At 71.1% G+C, this 19,131-nt stretch carries 18 protein-coding genes; 15 read left to right on the forward strand and 3 right to left on the reverse strand.

Annotated elements, in window-relative coordinates; genetic code table 11:
• Nucleotides 1–198: 198 nt before the first annotated feature.
• The 4 genes from BRW65_RS06010 (at nt 199) to BRW65_RS06025 (ending at nt 4,190) form a co-directional block, all read left to right on the forward strand.
• The gene (locus BRW65_RS06010; protein ID WP_073872283.1) at nt 199–597 is read left to right on the forward strand and encodes a heme-binding protein; all 399 of its coding nucleotides are present in this window, start codon (nt 199–201) and stop codon (nt 595–597) included.
• 107 nt (nt 598–704) lie between these two features.
• Nucleotides 705–1,760, forward strand: a complete 1,056-nt coding sequence (locus BRW65_RS06015) for a DNA topoisomerase IB (RefSeq protein WP_073872285.1) — start codon at nt 705–707, stop codon at nt 1,758–1,760.
• 224 nt (nt 1,761–1,984) lie between these two features.
• Nucleotides 1,985–2,953, forward strand: coding sequence for a glycosyltransferase (locus BRW65_RS06020; RefSeq protein WP_073872287.1), 969 nt, complete (start codon nt 1,985–1,987; stop codon nt 2,951–2,953).
• Nucleotides 2,954–2,969: 16 nt separating this feature from the next.
• Nucleotides 2,970–4,190, forward strand: coding sequence for a glycosyltransferase (locus tag BRW65_RS06025; RefSeq protein ID WP_073872289.1), 1,221 nt, complete (start codon nt 2,970–2,972; stop codon nt 4,188–4,190).
• Nucleotides 4,191–4,199: 9 nt separating this feature from the next.
• Here BRW65_RS06025 and BRW65_RS06030 read toward each other — a convergent pair whose 3' ends face one another.
• Nucleotides 4,200–5,078: a glycosyltransferase family 2 protein gene (locus tag BRW65_RS06030; RefSeq protein WP_073872291.1), complete on the reverse strand. Its 879-nt coding sequence runs from the start codon at nt 5,076–5,078 to the stop codon at nt 4,200–4,202.
• On the opposite strand from BRW65_RS06030, the gene BRW65_RS06035 reads away from it, so the two are divergent.
• From BRW65_RS06035 to BRW65_RS06080, 10 genes are all read left to right on the forward strand, one after another.
• Nucleotides 5,077–6,150, forward strand: a complete 1,074-nt coding sequence (locus BRW65_RS06035; protein ID WP_073872293.1) for a UDP-glucuronic acid decarboxylase family protein — start codon at nt 5,077–5,079, stop codon at nt 6,148–6,150. The genes BRW65_RS06030 and BRW65_RS06035 overlap by 2 nt on opposite strands.
• An 8-nt stretch (nt 6,151–6,158) precedes the next feature.
• On the forward strand, nt 6,159–7,799 hold the full coding sequence (locus BRW65_RS06040) for a carbamoyltransferase family protein (protein ID WP_073872295.1): 1,641 nt from the start codon (nt 6,159–6,161) through the stop codon (nt 7,797–7,799).
• Entirely contained in the window at nt 7,796–9,289 is a 1,494-nt protein-coding gene (locus tag BRW65_RS06045; RefSeq protein ID WP_073872297.1) for an HAD-IIIA family hydrolase, read from the forward strand. The genes BRW65_RS06040 and BRW65_RS06045 overlap by 4 nt, the downstream gene beginning before the upstream one ends.
• Entirely contained in the window at nt 9,286–10,302 is a 1,017-nt protein-coding gene (locus BRW65_RS31645; protein ID WP_084187727.1) for a glycosyltransferase family 9 protein, read from the forward strand. The genes BRW65_RS06045 and BRW65_RS31645 overlap by 4 nt, the downstream gene beginning before the upstream one ends.
• Complete coding sequence (locus tag BRW65_RS31650; RefSeq protein WP_073872299.1) at nt 10,299–10,868, forward strand: D-sedoheptulose-7-phosphate isomerase; 570 nt, start codon at nt 10,299–10,301, stop codon at nt 10,866–10,868. The genes BRW65_RS31645 and BRW65_RS31650 overlap by 4 nt, the downstream gene beginning before the upstream one ends.
• On the forward strand, nt 10,865–12,277 hold the full coding sequence (locus BRW65_RS31655) for a PfkB family carbohydrate kinase (protein WP_073872301.1): 1,413 nt from the start codon (nt 10,865–10,867) through the stop codon (nt 12,275–12,277). Before BRW65_RS31650 ends, BRW65_RS31655 begins: the two co-directional genes overlap by 4 nt.
• 1 nt (nt 12,278) lies before the next feature.
• Complete coding sequence (locus tag BRW65_RS06065; RefSeq protein WP_073872303.1) at nt 12,279–12,974, forward strand: SDR family oxidoreductase; 696 nt, start codon at nt 12,279–12,281, stop codon at nt 12,972–12,974.
• The gene (locus BRW65_RS06070; protein ID WP_073872379.1) at nt 12,971–13,936 is read left to right on the forward strand and encodes a glycosyltransferase family 9 protein; all 966 of its coding nucleotides are present in this window, start codon (nt 12,971–12,973) and stop codon (nt 13,934–13,936) included. Before BRW65_RS06065 ends, BRW65_RS06070 begins: the two co-directional genes overlap by 4 nt.
• On the forward strand, nt 13,933–15,234 hold the full coding sequence (locus BRW65_RS06075) for a UDP-glucose dehydrogenase family protein (RefSeq protein WP_073872305.1): 1,302 nt from the start codon (nt 13,933–13,935) through the stop codon (nt 15,232–15,234). Before BRW65_RS06070 ends, BRW65_RS06075 begins: the two co-directional genes overlap by 4 nt.
• Before the next feature lie 185 nt (nt 15,235–15,419).
• The gene (locus tag BRW65_RS06080) at nt 15,420–17,213 is read left to right on the forward strand and encodes a thiamine pyrophosphate-requiring protein (protein ID WP_073872307.1); all 1,794 of its coding nucleotides are present in this window, start codon (nt 15,420–15,422) and stop codon (nt 17,211–17,213) included.
• Nucleotides 17,214–17,240: 27 nt separating this feature from the next.
• Here the strand turns inward: BRW65_RS06080 and BRW65_RS06085 are convergent, their stop codons facing one another.
• Together BRW65_RS06085 and BRW65_RS06090 are read right to left on the reverse strand one after the other, a co-directional pair.
• Nucleotides 17,241–17,891, reverse strand: coding sequence for a UdgX family uracil-DNA binding protein (locus BRW65_RS06085; protein WP_073872309.1), 651 nt, complete (start codon nt 17,889–17,891; stop codon nt 17,241–17,243).
• A 74-nt stretch (nt 17,892–17,965) separates the two neighbouring features.
• Nucleotides 17,966–18,526 (reverse strand): hemerythrin domain-containing protein, encoded by a 561-nt coding sequence (locus tag BRW65_RS06090; RefSeq protein ID WP_073872381.1) that lies wholly within the window; start codon nt 18,524–18,526, stop codon nt 17,966–17,968.
• Between the two features lie 174 nt (nt 18,527–18,700).
• On the opposite strand from BRW65_RS06090, the gene BRW65_RS06095 reads away from it, so the two are divergent.
• The coding region (locus BRW65_RS06095; protein WP_139272889.1) for a DUF4190 domain-containing protein at nt 18,701–19,131 on the forward strand (431 nt) is incomplete at its 3' end.

Here is a 19,131-nt window from a genome sequence, read left to right on the forward strand (position 1 = left end):
AAGAATTCTCAACATCGCCGGGCGGATTTGATCGTTTGCTTAGTGAACGGCCGCGTTCCGTGGCCGCATCGGTGGGTTCGCGCTCCTTTCGTCCGTCGCGAGGGAAACGACCCCCTTTTGACTTCCGCTACCTTGGTTTTCGAGGATCGGGAGCCTCTCTGAGAAGAATCACATCGCAATTTCGAAGGACAACTGATCATGAAAATCAGCAGTATTGTCGCGCGCCGGCGCCTGGCCGGTATCAGTGCCGGCTGCCTGCTCGGGGGAATCACCATGGGTCTCGTCGGCGCGCCGTCGGCGACCGCAGCGCCCGACTGCAGCCCCGGCGGGGTGAACGCCACCGTCTCGTCGGTGCAGGGCTCGGCCGAGCAGTACCTGGCGGCACACCCGGGCGCCAACGACGTGGTCCGGGCCGCCTACACCCAGCCGCGGCCGGAGGCCGAGTCGAACCTGCGGGGCTACTTCACCGCCCACCCCCAGGAGTACTACGACCTGCGCGGCATCCTGGCACCGATCGGCGACACGGAACGGCAGTGCAACGTCAAGGCCCTGCCGCCGACGCTGGAGTCGGCCTACCAGGAGTTCATGGCCGGTTGATCCCGGCTCGAAGCGACCCGCCACAACGCTGTGGCGGGTCGTTTCGCTTCACGTGTGAACGGCCCTTACGGCGGGTAATTGTCCAGTCAACGTGACTGGAGGGAAAGATGCGGCTGCGTCGCAGTGTGCTGAACAAGCCGGGGATCGCGCGCAAGCGCAGGGGCAAGGGCTTCGCGTATTACGGACCCGACGGCGAGCTGCTGTCCGACCCCGAAACCCTGCAGCGCATCAAGGATCTGGTGATTCCGCCGGCCTGGAAGAAAGTGTGGATCTCGCCGCATCCCAATGGCCACATCCAGGCCGTCGGCGTGGACGCCGCCGGCCGCCGCCAGTACCTGTACCACACCGCATGGCAGCAGGAACGCGCCGAAGAGAAGTTCGACCGCGTCCTGGAACTGTCCACACGACTGCCCAGCTGGCGCGCCGTCATCGCAAAAGACCTGCGGCGCAGCGGCTTAACTCGGAAGCGGGTGCTCGCGGTGGCCTTGCGGCTGCTCGACCGCGGCTACTTCCGGGCCGGCAGCGAGCAGTATGCCGAAGAGAACGAGTCGTACGGTCTGGCCACCCTGCTGTGTGAGCACGTGCAGGTCCGGCGCGACGCGGTGGCATTCGACTTCCCGGCCAAGAGTGGCGTGCGGCGCACGGTGGAAATCGAGGACCCCGAAGTGGTCCGGGCGGTGCGCGCCCTGATGAACCGGCCCAACCGTTCCGAACGACTGCTCGTGTGCCGCACCGCAACCGGATGGCTCGACATTCGATCCGATGACCTCAACGCCCGCTTCAAGGAGCTGGTCGGAAACGAATTCACGGTCAAGGACCTGCGCACCTGGCACGGGACGGTGCTGGCGGCCACGGCGTTCGCGGACGCCGGTCCGGCCGTCTCGCAGCGGGTGGCCAAGCGGGTCGAGTCCGCCGTCATGAAGGAGGTTGCCGAGGAGTTGGGCAACACCCCGGCGGTGGCCCGCGGTTCGTATGTGGATCCACGCGTCGTCACCGGCTACGAGCAGGGGCTGACCATCGCCGCGGCGATGCGCCGCGCCGAACGCGCGCGCGATCCCGACGCGGCTCAGGAGATTCTGGACAAGGCGACCCGCATGCTGATCCGTCGGGTGGCCAAGGGCCACAGCGCTTCAACTGCCTCCGCGCTTCCCAAAAGCGCCTGACCCGCACCCGGCAAACCGGTTCTCGCCCGGGGCTTTTCGTCGCACGTCCTTGACAGTTCGCTTCACGGACATCCGCGGCCGCGAAGGCGGCGCGCGCCGCTGCGCGTCAATTCCGCTGGACGCCAACGCCCGTTGGTCGTGGCGGCGCGGCGGATCCGCTGGGCGAAGTGCTTCTCTCGGAGAAGAACCGTTTAGCGAAGTACCTATAGGGTATTTCGCTCGCCATGGTCGATCCCGGACGAGCAAAGAATGTGCTGGTGTGGCACGTCCATGGCTCCTGGACCCAATCGTTCGTCGCGGGGCGCCACCACTACCTGGTGCCGGTGGCCGCCGACCGCGGCGAAGGGGGCATCGGGCTGGCGGGACGGTCCTGGCCCAACGCGCGTGAGGTTTCGCTCGAGGAATTGGGCCGCGAAGACATCGATCTCGTTGTGCTGCAACGCCCGCACGAGGCCGCGCTAGTCGACCGCTGGGCGGGCCGCCGGCCGGGGCGCGAGCTGCCGGCCGTTTACGTCGAGCACAACGCGCCCCGTCCGAGCCCCGCACAAAGTCGCCATGTGGTCGCCGACCGCACCGACATCCCGCTGGTGCACGTCACCGATTTCAACCGGCTGATGTGGGACAACGGCCGGGCCCCGACCCGGGTGATCGACCACGGCATCGCCGACCCGGGCCCGCGCTACACCGGCGAGATCCTCAGGGCGGCCACCATGATCAACGAACCGCGGCGCCGCAACCGCGTGGTCGGCGCCGACCTGTTGGAGCCGTTGTCGGCGTACGCGCAGATCGACCTGTGGGGCATCGGCACTGAAGGCCTCCGCGGCAAGCGCGGCGGCGTGACAGGCCGTGGCGACGTCGCCGCGCCGGCGCTCTGGGATCAGATCGCCCGCAGACGCGTCTACCTGCATACCGCCCGCTGGACCTCCCTGGGGCTCTCGCTCATCGAGGCGATGTTTGTCGGGATGCCCGTGGTGGCCGTCGCAACCACGATGGCCCCGCTCGTAATCCCCTGCGAGGCGGGCGTTGTCAGCGCTGACGTCGGGACTCTGGGGGTCGGCCTGCGTGACTTCATGAACGACCAGGCCACCGCGGCCGCGGCCGGCAAGGCGGCCCGCGAATTCGCCTCAGCACGTTTCGGACTCGGGCGGTTTCTCGCCGATTGGGACCAAGTGATCGAGGAGCAGTGCAAATGATCGGAAGGGAGCCCGCATGAGGATCGCAATGATCTCCGAACACGCCAGCCCGCTGGCGCACCTGGGCGGCGTGGACGCGGGCGGCCAGAACGTCCACGTCGCCGAGCTGTCGTCCGCGTTGGCCCGGCGCGGTCACGACGTCGTGGTGTACACCCGCCGCGACGATCCGCACTTGCCGGAATGCGTCGAGACTGTGGACGGCTACTCCGTCGTGCACGTTCCGGCGGGACCGGCCCGCGTATTGCCCAAAGACGCACTGCTGCAGTACATGTACGCATTCTCCCGGTTCCTGGATGCGCAGTGGGTGGCCGATCCGCCCGAGGTGGCCCACGGCCACTTCTGGATGTCGGGGGTGGCCACGCAGCGCGCCGCCCGACCACACGGCATCCCGACCGTCCAGACGTTCCACGCGTTGGGCCTCATCAAGCGGTTGCATCAGGGACTCGACGACACCAGCCCGGACTGCCGCGTCAACGTCGAGGCCAGGATCGCCCGCGACGCCGACTGGGTGGCGGCCACCAGCACGGATGAAGTTTTCGAGCTGGTGCGCATGGGCCGGGACCGGTCACGCACCTCCGTGGTGCCCTGCGGGGTGAACATCGACGCGTTCAGCCCGGACGGTCCCGTCGCGCCGCGGGGCGACCAACCGCGCGTCGTCTCGGTCGGCCGGCTGGTGCCGCGCAAGGGTTTTGACACCCTGATCCGCGCCTTGCCGCGCGTCCCGGGCGCCGAATTGGTGATCGTGGGCGGGCCGGGGCAGGCGGACTTCGCCGATGACCCCGAGGCCCAGCACCTGCAGCGGCTGGCCGCCGAGTTGGGCGTGGCTGACCGCGTCCGGCTGCTCGGCGCCGTCACCCGCCACGAAATGCCCGCGCTGCTGCGGTCCGCCGACGTGGTGGCCTGCACGCCCTGGTACGAGCCGTTCGGGATCGTCCCGCTGGAGGCCATGGCCTGCGGCGTCCCGGTGGTGGCCACCGCGGTCGGCGGAATCCGCGACACGGTCGTCGACGACGTCACCGGGCGGCTGGTGCCGCCCAAAGACCCCGCCGGACTCGGCGACGCCATCGCCGCGTTGCTCGGCGATCGCGCGCGCCGCCGGGCACTGGGTGCGGCCGGTCGCGAGCGCGCCCGCGCGCGTTACACCTGGGACCGGGTGGCGGCCGACACCGAACGCGTCTACGAGAAGCTCGTCCCGGTGCGGCGTGAAGTGAGCGCCCCAAGCAAGCGCTCCGGGTGATGTTATGCCTCAGACGCTTTCCAGCATCCGCAGCGACCGCTCGACATGGTCCGGCAGGCGCCGGCGCGCGCGCAATGCGGCCGGCAGCGCGCCGAGCGCCTCGAGCAACGCCCGCGCGTGGGCCGTGTCACGGGCGGCGGCCCAGGCCAACGCCGCGGTCGCGCCAGCGCACCGACCGGCGGATCGGCGCAACCACGCGGTGAGCATGGCGTTGCGCACCTCGCGGGCGTGCTGGACGCTGCCGGGTGACCGCGTTTGCGAGGGTTGGTGGTACGCCACCAGCGCGGGGCAGAAGCACAGATCCCATCCCGCCGCGGCCAAATCCCATGCCAATAGGCTCTCTTCACCCCGGAAATGCAGGATCGGGCTGAACCCGCCGACCGCTTCGAACGCGGTCTTGCGCACCACCGCTGAGCACGCCTGGAACCCCAAGATCGACGGGCCGGGCAAGTTTGGCTGCCTGCCCAGCGGACTGTCGGCCAGCTGGGCGACGAAGGGATCGTCGCGCTGCTGCGGCCACATCACGGTGCGGGCGGCCAAAACCGCCACGGTGCCGAATTTTTCGAAGACGCCTTCGGCAATCGAAACAGCGTCCGGGGCCCACCATGAGTCGTCGTCGCAGAAGGCGGCATACGGCGTGCCGCACCGCGCCACCCCGATGTTGCGCGCGACCGCGCCCTCGTTGCGGTCCAGCGGTATGACGGTGATCCGGCCGGCCGAGCGGGCCGCGATGCGAGTGACGTCGCGCACGGAATCATCGCGGGAAGCGTTGTCCACCACGACGATCGGGCACGCCGTCGTGTCCAGCAGGCGGTCCAGCACGGTGCAGAGTTCGTGCGCGCGGTCCCGCGTCGCGATGACAAAGGAAGTTAGGGGCTTGGTCGCCATGACTGGTGCAGCTACCCGAAAAGCGCTTGACGAAACGCAGTTTCGCCACAAGGACAGCGGGTATGAGAGATCGGTGCGTTTGCTTTCCCGAGTGTTGATCACCGGCGGTGCCGGTTTCTTAGGCGCCCACCTGTGTAACCGATTGCTCGACGAGGGCGTGGAGGTGGTCAGCGTCGACGACCTGTCCACCAGTTCGCCGGCCGCGACGGACCGATTGGCCGGGCGTCCCGGATTCCGGTTCGTGCGGCAGGACGCCTGCGACCGGTCGCTGGTCGACAGGGTCGGCACCGCTTTCGACACCGTGTTCCACCTGGCCTCACCGGCCTCGCCGGTCGACTATCAGCGACGACCGATCGAAACCCTGCGGGCGGGGTCGGCGGGCACCGCGACGGCGCTGGAGATCGCCGAGCGCGGCGGCGCCCGGTTCGTCCTGGCGTCGACCAGCGAGGTCTACGGCGATCCCGAGGTGCATCCGCAGCCCGAAAGCTATTGGGGCAACGTGAATCCGATGGGGCCGCGCAGCGTGTACGACGAGGCGAAGCGGTATGCGGAGGCCCTGACGTTCGCCCATCACCGCCTCGGACGCGTCAACGTCGGGGTGGCGCGCATCTTCAACACCTACGGCCCGGGCATGCGCACCGACGACGGCCGCATGGTGCCCACCTTCTGTCATCAGGCGCTGCGCGGCGAACCGCTGACGGTGTCCGGCAACGGGCTGCAGACCCGGTCGTTGTGCTACGTCGATGACACCGTTGCCGGGTTGATCGCCTTGGCGCGCAGGGACTTCAGCGGCCCGGTCAACATCGGCAATCCCACCGAGCTGACGGTGCTGGCTGCCGCCGAGCTGCTCCGGGAGCTGGCCGGCAGCAGGTCCACCATCCAGTTCACCCCGCCGGCCGAGGACGACCCGCAGCGGCGTTGCCCCGACATCACCGTCGCCCGCGACCGGTTGGGCTGGGCGCCGCGGGTGGACTACCGCACCGGGCTCGCCGACACCGTGGCGTGGTTTCGCGCGGCGGCCGACGACCCGGGCCGAGCCCTTGTCCCGGCCGCCGACCAATTGGCGCAATAGGAGGAGCGGTGCGAATTCTCGGTGTCAATGCGGTGTTTCACGATCCCGCCGCGGCGTTGGTCGTCGACGGCCGGGTGGTTGCCGCCGCCGAAGAGGAGCGGTTCTCCCGGCGCAAGCACGGCAAGCAGGCGGTCCCGTTCTCGACCTGGGAGGTGCCCACCGCGGCCATCCGATGGTGCCTACAGCACGCCGGCGTCGCCGCCGACGAGATCGACGCCATCGGCTACTCGTACGACCCGGCCCTGATGCACGACGAGCCGATCGACCCCCGCGGCCTGGACCAAGACTGGGAGTACCTGCGCACCATGTACGCGGAGCGCGCACCGCGGTTTCTGGCTTCCGCCGTGCCGGGCCTCAACCCGGCCGTGGTGCGCCACGTCCGCCATCACGTCGCGCACGCCGCATCGACCGCGCTCGCCTCCCCGCACCCCGACACCGCGGTGCTGGTGGTGGACGGCCGCGGCGAACGTGGCTCCATGCTGGCCGGCGTGTACCGCGACCACAAGCTCGACGTGCTGGCCTCCCAGCAGCTGCCGCACTCGCTGGGGTTGCTCTACGAAAGCCTCACCGAGCATCTGGGTTTCGCGCGGTCCAGCGACGAGTACAAGGTGATGGCGATGGCCTCCTACGGCGAGCCGCGCTTCGCCGAGCAGCTTCGTGAGCGCGTCTACGCCCGCGGTGACGGCGGGTTCCGCACCGAGCCGATCGCGTGGGAGGAGCTGGCGCCGCCCCGCCGGCCGCATGACGAGACGCTCGACCCGGTGCACGCCGATCTCGCCTGCAGCGTGCAGCGGGTGATCGAAGAGGTGCTGCTGGACCTGGTGGCCTGGCTGCGGGATCGGGCGGACGGCGACGCTCTCTGCCTGGCCGGCGGTGTGGCACTCAATTGCGTTGCCAACACCCGCATTTACGCCGAGAGCGGGTTCGACCGCGTATGGGTGCAGCCCGCGTCGGGTGACTCCGGCACGGCGCTGGGTGCGGCGCTGAACCTGGCCGCGTCGTTCGGCGAACCGATCGCGCCGATGCCGTCGGCACAGCTGGGACGCGGCTGGTCGGACGAACAGATCGAGGCGACGCTGCGGGAAGCGGCCGTCAACTACGAGCGCCCGGGCGATGTGGCCGCCGCGATCGGCGACGCGCTTGGCGAAAACCAGCTGGTCGGCTGGTTCCAGGGCCGCGCCGAGTTCGGGCCCCGGGCCCTGGGCGGGCGGTCGCTGCTCGCCGATCCGCGGCACGCCGCCAACCTGGAGCGCCTCAACGCCGTCAAGGGCCGCGAGCAGTTCCGGCCCGTCGCGCCCATGGTGCTGGCGGAGCGCGCCGCCGAAATCTTCTCCCGCGGGCCGCTTCCCAGCCCGTACATGCTGTTCGTCCACGATGTCGCCGAGGCCTGGCGCGACCGCATCCCCGCCGTCACCCACGTCGACGGCACCGCCCGGATCCAGACCGTCGACGCGGCCGCCGATCCGCGGCTGCACGCGACGATCAGCCGGTTCGCCGAGCGCACCGGCGTGCCCGTGGTGGTGAACACCAGCTTCAACACCGCGGGGCGGCCCATGGTGGACAGCCCCCGCGACGCCCTGGAGGTGTTCGGCAGTTCCCCGATCGACGTGCTGGCCCTGGGCTCGTATGTGGTCAGGCGGCGAAGATGACCACCGACTACGCGATCGTGATACCGACCGTCGGACGAGATTCGCTGTGGCGCTTGCTCGTTGCGCTGGAGCGGGGATCCGGCCCGGCGCCCACGGAAGTGGTGGTGGTCGACGACCGGCCACGGCCTGCCGGCGAGCTTTCGGTGGGCGGCGACCTGCCGGTGCGGGTGCTGCGCAGCGGCGGGCGCGGGCCGGCCGCGGCGCGCAACGTGGGGTGGCGCGCCACCCGCGCGCCCTGGGTGTGTTTCCTGGACGACGACGTGGAGCCGGGCCCGGACTGGAAGTCGGCGTTGGCCATCGACCTCAAGGCCGCCGAGGCCGCCGACGCCGCCGGCTCGCAGGCGGTCATCGAGGTGCCCGCGCAACGATCCCGACGGCCCACCGACGACGAGCGCCGCACCCTGCGGCTGTCGCGGGCGCAATGGATCACCGCCGACATGGCGTACCGCCGGGACTTGCTGGTGTCGGTCGGCGGTTTCGACGACCGGTTCCCGCGCGCCTACCGCGAGGATTCCGACCTGGCGGTGCGGATCGTGGCGGCCGGCGGAGCGATCGCGCGCGGTGAGCGACGCTCCACCCATCCCGTGGCGGCCGCGACCTGGTGGTCGAGCGTGCGCGCGCAGGTCGGCAACCGCGACAACGCGTTGATGCGGCGCAAATACGGCCGCTCGTGGCGGGTCATGATCGGCGAGGGCCCGGGCAGGATGGGGGCGCACGCGGGCGCCACGGCGGCCGGCGGCGCCGCCGTCGTGGCCGCTGCGCTGGGCCGCGTCCGCGTCGCCCGCGCCGCGGCGTGGGCCTGGTTGCTGCTGACGACGGAGTTCACCGCCCGGCGCTGGCTGGCCGGCCCACGGACTCTCGTTGAGGCCGCGCGCCTTTCGGTTACCAGCGCGGTCATCCCGCCGGTCGCGGTCACCCACCGGCTCGCCGGCGAGTGGGCGTTTCGCAACGCCCGGCGCGATCCGCCACTCGCCGTCCTCTTCGACCGCGACGACACCCTGATCGTCGACCGGCCCTACCTCAACGATCCCGAGGGCGTCCGGCCCACCCAGGGGGCCGGGAGCGCGCTGGACCGGCTGCGCCGGCGTGGCCTGTTGCTGGCCGTCGTGACCAACCAGTCCGGCGTGGCGCGCGGGCTGATCAGCCCGAAACAGCTCGCCGCGGTCAACGCCCGGGTGGACCGGCTGCTCGGCCCGTTCGACTCCTGGCAGGTGTGCGTGCACGGCGAAGCCGACGGCTGCGCGTGCCGCAAGCCGCGCCCCGGCCTGGTGCTGGCGGCCGCCGAGGCGCTGGCGGTGCCGCCGCAGCGGTGCGTGCTGATCGGCGACATCGGCGGAGACGTCCAGGCCGCCCTGGCCGCCGGCGCAGGGGCGGTGCTGGTGCCGACCGGCCGCACCCTGCCGGCCGAAGTCGATTACGCGCGGGCTCACGCCCGGGTCGCCGCGACCCTGGACGACGCCGTGTCGTTGGTGCTCCGGGAGTGCCGATGAGCACGGCGGTGGTGGCGCGCCTGGACAGCGCGGGCGACGTCTTGATCACCGGCCCCGCGGTGCGCGCCGTGGCCGCCCACCACGACCGCGTCACCATGCTGGTGGGGCCGCGCGGACGGGACGCCGCCGAACTGCTCGTCGGGGTCGACGAGATCGTCGAATGGCAGGCGCCCTGGGTGGATTTCGCGGCACCCGAGCTGACCGCCGCGCACGCCGATGCGCTGATCAAGCAGCTGCGCGACATCGCGCCGGCCAGGATGTACATCTTCACGTCGTTCCATCAATCCCCGCTGCCGCTGGCGCTGCTGGCCCGGATGGCGGGCGTCGGGTGGGTGGGCGCGATCTGCGTCGACTACCCCGGCGCCCTGCTCGACCTGCGCCACCAGGTGCCCGACGGGATTCCCGAACCGGAGCGGGCGCTGTCGCTGGCGGACGCGGCCGGTTGCCGCTTGCCGCCCGGCGACGACGGCGCCCTGCGGATCCGCGCCGTCGGCCCGCTGCCCCCCAGCCTCGCGGAAATCGTTGGCAGCCAACCGTTCCTCGTCTTTCACCCCGGTGCCGCGGTGCCGGCGCGGCGGCCCAGCCCGGACCGTAGCGCGGCGATGGTCGCGGCGTTGACCGACGCGGGATATCGGGTGCTGGTCACCGGCGGCCCCGACGAGGCCGGGCTGACCGCGGCCGTCGCCGACGGCCGGGCGCTGGACCTCGGCGGGCGGACCAGTTTCGCCGAACTGGCGGCGGTCTTTTCGGCGGCGCGGGTGGTCGTCGTTCCGAACACCGGACCGGCGCACCTGGCCGCCGCCGTGGGCACGCCGGTCGTGTCGTTGTTCGCGCCCGTGGTGCCGGCTTCCCAGTGGCGCCCCTACGCCCGGCGGGTGCGCGTGCTCGGTGACCAGTCCGCGCCATGTCGCGCCAGCCGGGCCCGGGTCTGCCCGGTGCCGGGCCATCCCTGTCTGGACCACATCACCGACGCCGAACTGCTCGACGCGGTGCGACAAGGAGGACAGCCATGATCGAGGCGCACTTCGCCGCGCTGCGTGAGGCGGTGGGCCGCAACGGTGCCGAGGCGACGCGGCTGCGCGGTTGGGGCCGGCACCTGGCCGCGGTGCTCTCGGGCGGCGGCCGCCTGCTGGCGTGCGGAAACGGCGGCAGCGCGGCCGAGGCGCAACACCTCACCGCCGAGCTGGTCGGGCGATTCCAGGAGGAGCGAAACCCCATGTCGGCGATCGCGTTACACGCCGACACCTCGGCGCTGACGGCCATCGGCAACGACTACGGCCACGACGAGATGTTCGCGCGCGGTGTGCGGGCGCACGGCCGGCCCGGCGACGTCCTGGTGGCCCTGTCGACCAGCGGCGCGAGCCGAAACGTGCTGGCGGCGGTCAAGGCGGCGCACGATGCGGGCATGGTGACGTGGGCGCTGACCGGCCGCGGGCCCAACGAGTTGGCCGCCATGTGCCACGACGCGATCTGCGTGGCCGCCGCGAGCACGGCCACCGTCCAGGAGGTCCACCTGATGCTGGTGCACGGACTGTGCATGGCGCTCGACGACGCCTTGCTGCGAAGGGAGGCGTCGTGACGACCAAACCCCTTGTGATTGTTGGGGATTCGATTCTAGACGTCGACATCCTGGGCTCCGCGTCCCGGCTGAGCCCGGAGGCGCCGGTGCCGGTGGTCGACGCCGAACGCCAGGTACAACGGCCGGGCGGTGCCGGTCTGGCGGCCCTGCTGGCGGCCAGGACCGAGACTCCGGTGGTGTTGATCACCGGCATCGCCGCGGACGGCGCGGGACGGCGACTGCGCGACCTGTTGGTCGCCGGCGGGGTCAGCGTCCTGCCGTTGCCGATGAGCGGAACCACCGTGACCAAGACCAGGATTCGGGCGCGCGGTCAGTCGATGCTGCGCGTGGACCGGGGGGACGCCGCCCCGGTGGACGGCCCGCTTCCCGTGGCGGTGGCGCAGGCATTGGCCGGCGCCCGGGCGATCTGCGTGGCCGACTACGGCGCCGGGGTCACCGCGCTGCCCGCCATCCGGGCGGCGCTGACCGAATCGGCGGCCCGGATCCCGGTGGTGTGGGACCCGCACCCGCGGGGCGCCGCCCCGGTGCCCGGGTGCGCGCTGGTAACACCCAATCACGAAGAGGCACGCCACTTCTGCGGGGCCGCCACGGCGGGCGACGGCGGAGAGGTGCTGCTGCGCAACTGGGCAGCCGGCGCGGTGTGCATCACCCGCGGCGCCCAGGGCGCCCGCGTGTACGGTCCGGGGGCGACCGCACGGCACATCGGGATACCGGCGGGATCGGTCGCCGGCGCGGCCGATGTCTGTGGCGCCGGGGATCGATTCGCGGTCGCTGCGGCCGTGGCCCTGGGGGCCGGCGCCGACCCCGTCGCGGCGGTGCAGGCCGCGGTCGCCGACGCGGCCCGGTTCGTCGCAGCCGGCGGCGCCGCCGCGGTGTCAACCCCCTTGCCCGCCAACGGTTCCGATGGCTTGAGCGAGGCGGACCGGGCCGAGGACCCGATTGACGCGGTCACCCTGGCCGCGCGGCTGCGCCGCGAGGGGCGCGTGGTGGTGGCCACCGGTGGATGTTTCGACCTGCTGCACACCGGGCACATCCGGCTCCTTCGGCAGGCCCGCGAACTGGGCGACGCCCTGATCGTGCTGGTCAACTCCGACGCGTCGGTGCGCGCGCTGAAGGGGGCAGGGCGCCCCGTGATGCGCGACGTCGACCGCGCCCGCGTCCTGGCCGCGCTGGCCTGCGTCGACGGGGTGACGATCTTCGAGGGCCTCACCCCGGAACGGTTGCTGGAAACGCTGCGGCCCGACATCTGGGTCAAGGGCGGCGATTACGTCGCCGCCGAGCTGCCCGAGGCCGACGTGGTGTACCGCCACGGTGGCGAGGTGGTCATCCTGCCCACGGTGGCGGGTTACTCGTCCTCCCGTTTGATCGCCGCGGCGTCTTCCCGCGGCCCGACAATCGAAAGGTTCTGATATGACGTCACCCTCGCTCGGCGGTGTACTGATCTCCGGCGGTTCCTCGGGGCTGGGTGCGGCCACGGTGGCCGCCGTGACGCGACGGGGCGGCCTGCCGCTGGTGATCGACAAGAAGCCGCCCGCGGCTGACGTGCCTTACGCCGCTTGCGATCTCGCCGACACCAGCGCGGTCGCGACCGCCGTCGAGTCCCTGGCGGAGCAGGCCGGCGGCCGGCTCAGCGGGGTCTTCACCGCGGCCGGCATCGACTCATGCGGCACGCTTGAACAGGTTCCCGCCAAGGAGTGGGAGCAGGTCATCGCCGTGAACCTGGTCGGCACCGCGGCCGTCGTCCGGGCGGCGCTGCCCTACCTGCGGGCGACCCAGGGGCGCATCGTCACCTGCGCTTCGACCCTGGGCATCAAGGCGGTCGGCGACGCCACAGCCTACTGCGCGTCCAAGTTCGGGGTGGTCGGCTTCACCCGCGCCCTGGCGGCCGAACTCGCGGGCGAGGTGGGGGTGACGTTGCTCATCCCCGGCGGCATGCACACCCCGTTCTTCGACGGGCGCACCGAGCAATACAAGCCGCCGGCGGACGCCAAGCTCAACCAACCCGCCGACGTTGCCGAGACGGTGCTGTTCGCCCTCTCACAGCCCGCCGGTTGCGAGGTGCGCGAGCTCGTGGTGTGCGCCTCCACGGAATCGTCGTGGCCTTGAGGCTCGAGCCCTTCCGCGACGTCGACGGGGCCGACCGCATCGTCGTCCTGCGCGCCCTGGGGCTCGGTGACCTGCTCACCGCGGTGCCCGCGCTGCGCGGGCTGCGCCGGCGGTACCCGAGGGCTCGCGTCATGCTGGCCGCCCCCGACCGCTACCGCGAACTGGCCATGCTCACCGGCGCGATCGACGAACTCCTGCCCACCACCTGCCTGGGCGACGTGCAGCCGTTGCCGGATCCACCCGCGCTGGGCATCAACCTGCACGGCTGCGGGCCGGAAAGCATCGACCACCTGCTGGCCTGGGCGCCGCGTGCGGTGCTCACCCACTGCCACCAACGCCATCCCGCCCTCCACGGACCGCCATGGCAGTCGGACGTGCACGAGGTAGACCGCTGGTGCTCCCTGCTCGAGTGGGCCGGAATCCCTTGCGATGCCGCCGATGGGCTGATACCGCGGCCCGAGGGGGTTCCGTTCGAACAGACCGGCGCGGTCGTGATCCATCCCGGCGCGTCCGCGCCGGCGCGGCAATGGCCCATGGACCGCTTCGCCGCGGTCGCCGCTGCGCTCAGCGACGACGGCTACGACGTGATCATCACCGGGTCCGCAGCCGAATTCGATCTCGCGCACCAGGTTGCCCAGACGGCCGGCCTGCCCCGCACGGCGGTGGTGTCCGGGCTGCTCGACCTTCCCGCGTTGACGGCCTTGGTGTCCGACAGCCGGTTGATGATCTGCGGCGACACCGGGCTCGCGCACCTGGCCGCCGCGACGGGCACCGCGTCGGTGGTGCTGTTCGGCCCCACCGCTCCCGCGCGGTGGGGCCCGCGCGGCCCGGCTCCGCACGTCGCGCTGTGGGCCGGCGGCGTCGGCGATCCGCACGCCGCCGCGCCCCACGAGGGCCTGCTGTTGATCACGGTCGGCCAGGTACTGTCCGCCAGCCGCCAAATATTGAGGGAGACCGCGTGAGCCAACCGCTCGTCGGCGTGGTGGGTGTGGGCTATGTCGGCCTGACCACCGCCGTCTGCGTCGCCGATCGCGGGCGCCACACCGTCGCCGTGGACATCGACCCCGCGCGCGTGCGCAAACTGTCGGTGGGCATCGCGGTCATCGACGAACCCGAGTTGCCGGACCTGTTGCGTGCCGGGCTGGCCCGCGGCCTGCTGACGTTCAGCGACGACTTGGGCGCGCTCGCCGACCGCGACGTCGTGTTCGTCTGCGTCCCCACCCCCAGCGCCGACGGGGGCCGGGCGGACCTGGGCGCGGTGGAATCGGTGATCGACGCGCTCGGCAGCGTCCTGCGGCCCGGCGCCGTGGTGGCGCTCAAATCGACCGTGCCGGTCGGAACCACGTCCGCGATGGCGGAGTACCTGCGGCACAAGGACATTCACGCCGTCTCCGTCCCCGAATTCCTCCGGGAGGGCCGGGCCGTCCACGACTTCCGCCACCCCGACCGGCTGGTCATCGGCGCCCTCGACGAAACGGCGGCATGGCTGGTGCAGCAGTCCTACGGGCTCGGCCCCGAGCATGTGCTGCGGATGAGCCCGGAGAGCGCCGAGCTGGCCAAGTACGCCAGCAACGCCTTCCTCGCGGTCAAGCTGTCGTACACGAATTCGCTGGCGGCGCTGTGCGCGCGGGTCGGTGCGGACATCGACGACGTGACCGGCTGCATGGGGGCCGACCACCGGATCGGGCCGGAGTTCCTGCGGCCCGGCCCGGGCTGGGGCGGCTCCTGCCTGCCGAAGGACACCGCGGCGCTGCTGCACACCGCGCGTCGGCACGGCGTGTCATTCGCCGAGGTCGAAGCGGCTCGGCTAACCAATACCGCTCAGACGCAGCGAATCGCCGCGGCCCTGCGGCAGACCGTGGGCCGGCCGCTCGCGGGTTGCCGGATCACCGCCTTCGGCTTGACCTTCAAGGCCGCCACCAGCGACACCCGCGACTCCCGCGCGCTGGCGGCATGCCTGGAATTGTCGACGGCCGGCGCGCAGGTCATGGGTTACGACCCGCAATTGCCCCACATCGACCAGGCCGTCCTGCAGGGCAGCCGGGTGACCGCCGTCAACGACCCGTACCTCGCGGCCAAGGCGGCCGACGCGATCGTAGTGCTGACCGAGTGGCCGCAGTTCCGCGACCTCGACTGGGGCGTCATCGCGCGCGATGCGCCGCAGGCGGCGGTGCTGGACACCAGGAACGCGCTCGATCCGGCCATCGTGGAGAACGCGGGCCTGAGCTACGTCGGAAACGGTGCACCGCACGGCTTTTAGCTCACGACCGCGTTCACAGGAAACTCGACGAATAACGGCGGCGATGCCGGGTATGCCACGTCCTGTGGGAAGCGGTTCAGGCTGCCCATTTACGCCTTCGCAGCAAACCGCACGCCGTGGCTTCAGCGCCGGCCGGCGTAGGTCGCGAATCGTCATCGAAAATCGTCTGCCGAGGAGGAACACCAATGGCCAAACAAGAGGTCTCGGACTACCTGCTGGAGCGCTTGCGGGCCTGGGGTGTCGAGCACGTGTTCGGCTACCCCGGTGACGGCATCAACGGGCTGCTCGGCGCGTGGGGCCGCGCGGACAACAAGCCGAAATTCATCCAGTCGCGCCACGAGGAGATGAGCGCCTTCGAGGCGGTCGGCTACGCCAAATTCACCGGCCGGGTGGGAGTCTGCGCGGCCACCTCGGGGCCGGGCGCCATCCACCTGCTCAACGGCCTCTACGACGCCAAGCTCGACCACGTTCCGGTGGTGGCCATCGTCGGGCAGACCAACCGCACCGCCATGGGCGGCAACTACCAGCAGGAGGTCGACCTGCTGAACTTATTCAAGGACGTCGCCAGCGACTACGTCCAAATGGTCACCGTCCCCGAACAATTGCCCAACGTGCTCGACCGCGCGATCCGGATCGCCATGACGCAGCGCGCCCCGACGGCGTTGATCATCCCCAGCGACGTGCAGGAGCTGCCGTACTCGCCGCCCGAGCACGCATTCAAGATGGTGCCCTCCAGCCTCGGCATCGAATACCCGCAGATCGTCCCCGACGACGCGGCCATCGCGCGGGCGGCCGAGATCCTCAACGCGGGCAAGAAGGTCGCCATCCTGGCCGGCACCGGCGCACGCGGGGCGCACCAAGAGCTCAGCGAGGTCGCCGACCTGCTGGGCGCCGGGGCGGCCAAAGCGCTGTTGGGTAAGGACGTGCTCTCCGACGAATTGCCTTGGGTCACCGGCTCTATCGGCTTGCTCGGCACCCGGCCCAGCTATGAACTGATGCGCGACTGCGACACGTTGCTCACCGTGGGCTCCAGCTTCCCCTACACGCAGTTCCTACCCGAATTCGGCCAGGCGCGCGGGGTGCAGATCGACGTCGACGGCCGGCTCATCGGGATGCGCTACCCGTACGAGGTGAACTTGGTCGCCGACGCGAAATCCGCGCTGCGCGCGCTGATTCCGCACCTGCGGCGCAAGGAGGACCGGTCGTGGCGGGAGACGATCGAGAAGAACGTCGCGCGCTGGTGGGAGACCATGGACAAGGAGGCCCACGTCAGCGCCGACCCGATCAACCCGATGCGGCTGTATTCCGAGCTGTCCCCCCAGCTGCCTGACGACGCGATCGTGACGGCCGATTCAGGCTCGGCGGCCAACTGGTACGCGCGCAACCTGCGCTTCCGCGGCCAGATGCGGGGTTCGCTGTCCGGCACGCTGGCCACGATGGGCCCCGGCGTGCCGTACGCGATCGGCGCCAAGTTCGGCAACCCGCGGCGGCCGGTCATCGCGTTGGTGGGCGACGGCGCCATGCAGATGAACGGCATGGCCGAGCTGATCACGATCAAGAGGTACTGGCAGGAGTGGGACGACCCGCGATTGGTCATCGCGATCCTGCACAACAACGACCTCAACCAGGTCACCTGGGAGATGCGCGCCATGGCAGGTTCGCCGAAATTCCATGAGTCCCAGGCGCTTCCGGACGTCGACTTCGCGGCCTTCGCGGCCAGCCTGGGCCTGAACGCGATGGCGATCAAGGATCCGGACGAGCTCGCGGACGCCTGGCGTCACGCGCTGTCGGCGGACCGGCCCACCGTGCTGGACGTGTTCACCGATCCGGACATGCCGCCGATCCCACCGCACGCCACCTGGGAACAGTTCAAATCGGCCGCGGCGGCGGTGCTGTCCGGTGACGAGGACCGCGCCGGTTTCGTCAAAGTCGGCCTCAAGACCAAGGCGCAGGAATTCATGCCGCACAAAAAAGGATGACGGGCCGCCGGCTCAAAGGTTAGGTCCTCAGAGGTTGGAGCCGGCGCCGCGCAGGTCGTCGACGAAGAGCCGGTAGGCCTCCTCACGCCCGTCGCTGCGGTCGCGCAGCACCGCCGACGGATGCACGGTCGCCACCACGGTCGGCTCGGGCTCGATGTCGACGACGGAGGCGGGCAGCCGCAATTCCCGCCCGCGCTGGGTGGAGACCCGAAAGTCGGCCCCCAGCAAGGATTGTGCCGCCGTCGCGCCGAGGCACACGACGACCTGCGGCCGCACCGCCTCGATTTCGGCGATGAGCCACGGCCGGCAGGCCACCACCTCGGTGCGGCCCGGCTTCTGGTGGATGCGTCGCTTGCCGCCCTTGCGGGTGAACTTGAAGTGCTTGACCGCGTTCGTCTCGTACGTCAGCGCGGGATCGATGCCGGCGTCTTCCAGCGCGCGGGCGAGCAGCCGCCCGGCCGGCCCGACGAACGGCTCACCCGCGCGGTCCTCCTGGTCGCCCGGCTGCTCGCCCACCAGCATGATCGGCGCGCCCGGATGTCCGCGGCCGAAGACGGTCTGGGTGGCGTCGGCGAAAAGTGGGCAACCGCGGCAACATTCGGCCGCGGACCGAAGCGAATCCAACCCGCGTTCCTCGGGCAGATAACGCGTGGCACCCGGTGCCTTGGTCGGGGTCATGGCGCTCCCTTACCTACCCGGCGGGGCTGGGGCGCCCCCGCTCACGTCGAGCCGGGGCGCCCCATCGAGTCGTGCTAGCCCTTGCCGACGATGGCGTCGCGGGCCCGGTCGAGCATCGCGGCGAACGGTCCCGCGGCCAGGTTGGCCGCCGCAGACTCGACTCCGGCGTGCGGCCGGGTCGGCGCGATGGCCTCGGCGAGTTTGGCCGCGCGGCCCATTCGCTCCAGCTCCTCGCCGCTCAATTCCCGGCCCAGCTTGGAGAACTCCTCGTGCTCCTCGTGCTCGGCGTGCTCGACGACCGCGTCGCGCAGCTGAGTCAACAGGCTGGTGAACTCCGCGCTGTCCACGTCGAGCTTCTCCAGCTTCTGCAGGACCGTCTTGGCCTCGTGCTCTTCGTGCAGGCGCTCGTCGACCACGGCCGCGCCGTCGGAGAGCTTCCGCTTGGCGCGCGGGTGCACGATTTCCTCCTCGGCCGTTTCGTGGACGGCCAGCAATCGCCGTAGTTCGACGAAGGCCTTCTCGCGCTCTTTGCCCGTCGCCGCCAAGGTTTCGGCGAACAACGACTTGATCCGCTGGTGCTGACTGACAAGAAAGTCGACCACATCGGTGGGCGACTGGATGGCGCTGTGAGCCATGATGTCCTTTCCCATCTCGTTCCGCGCGCGGGCTGTTGCGCGCTCCTGGTCGGCTACCCGACAAAATCGGCGACCAAACGGCGCGGCCCACCGCGGTCGGCGTTGCCCAGCCCTGCCCCTGACGCCCTGCTTCGGCTACATTTCGGGCAGGTTGGCCGGTAAGGAGGCGCTGGCGTGACCAATCCGCAGGACCCGTATTGGCAGAACCCCTACACGTACGACCCGCTCGGTCGCGTTCCGCCCACGCCGCCCCCGGTGGAACCGCCGCCCGTCTTCGCGCCCCCGGCGGCTCTGCCCTACCGGCCACCCGTCAACGTGTTGGCGACGCTGTCACTGGTATTCGCGTTCGTGTTCGCGCCCGTCGGGGCGATCCTCGGCCACGCCGGACTCGCGCAGATCCGCCGCACCGGCGAGCTCGGCCGGGACCGCGCCCGGGTGGGGCTGGCGCTGTCGTACGCGTTCATGACCCTCGCCGTGGTCGCCGTCGTCGCGTGGGCCACGCTGGGCGCCGCCCCGCCCACCCAGCCCGCCGAGCCCGCCACGACGCCCAGCGCCGCACCCCCGGCACCCCCGGGTCCGGTCGCCCCGGACACCCTGGCCGCGCA

Origin of the sequence: Mycobacterium paraffinicum, from assembly GCF_001907675.1 — a bacterium.
GTDB lineage: Bacteria > Actinomycetota > Actinomycetes > Mycobacteriales > Mycobacteriaceae > Mycobacterium > Mycobacterium paraffinicum_A.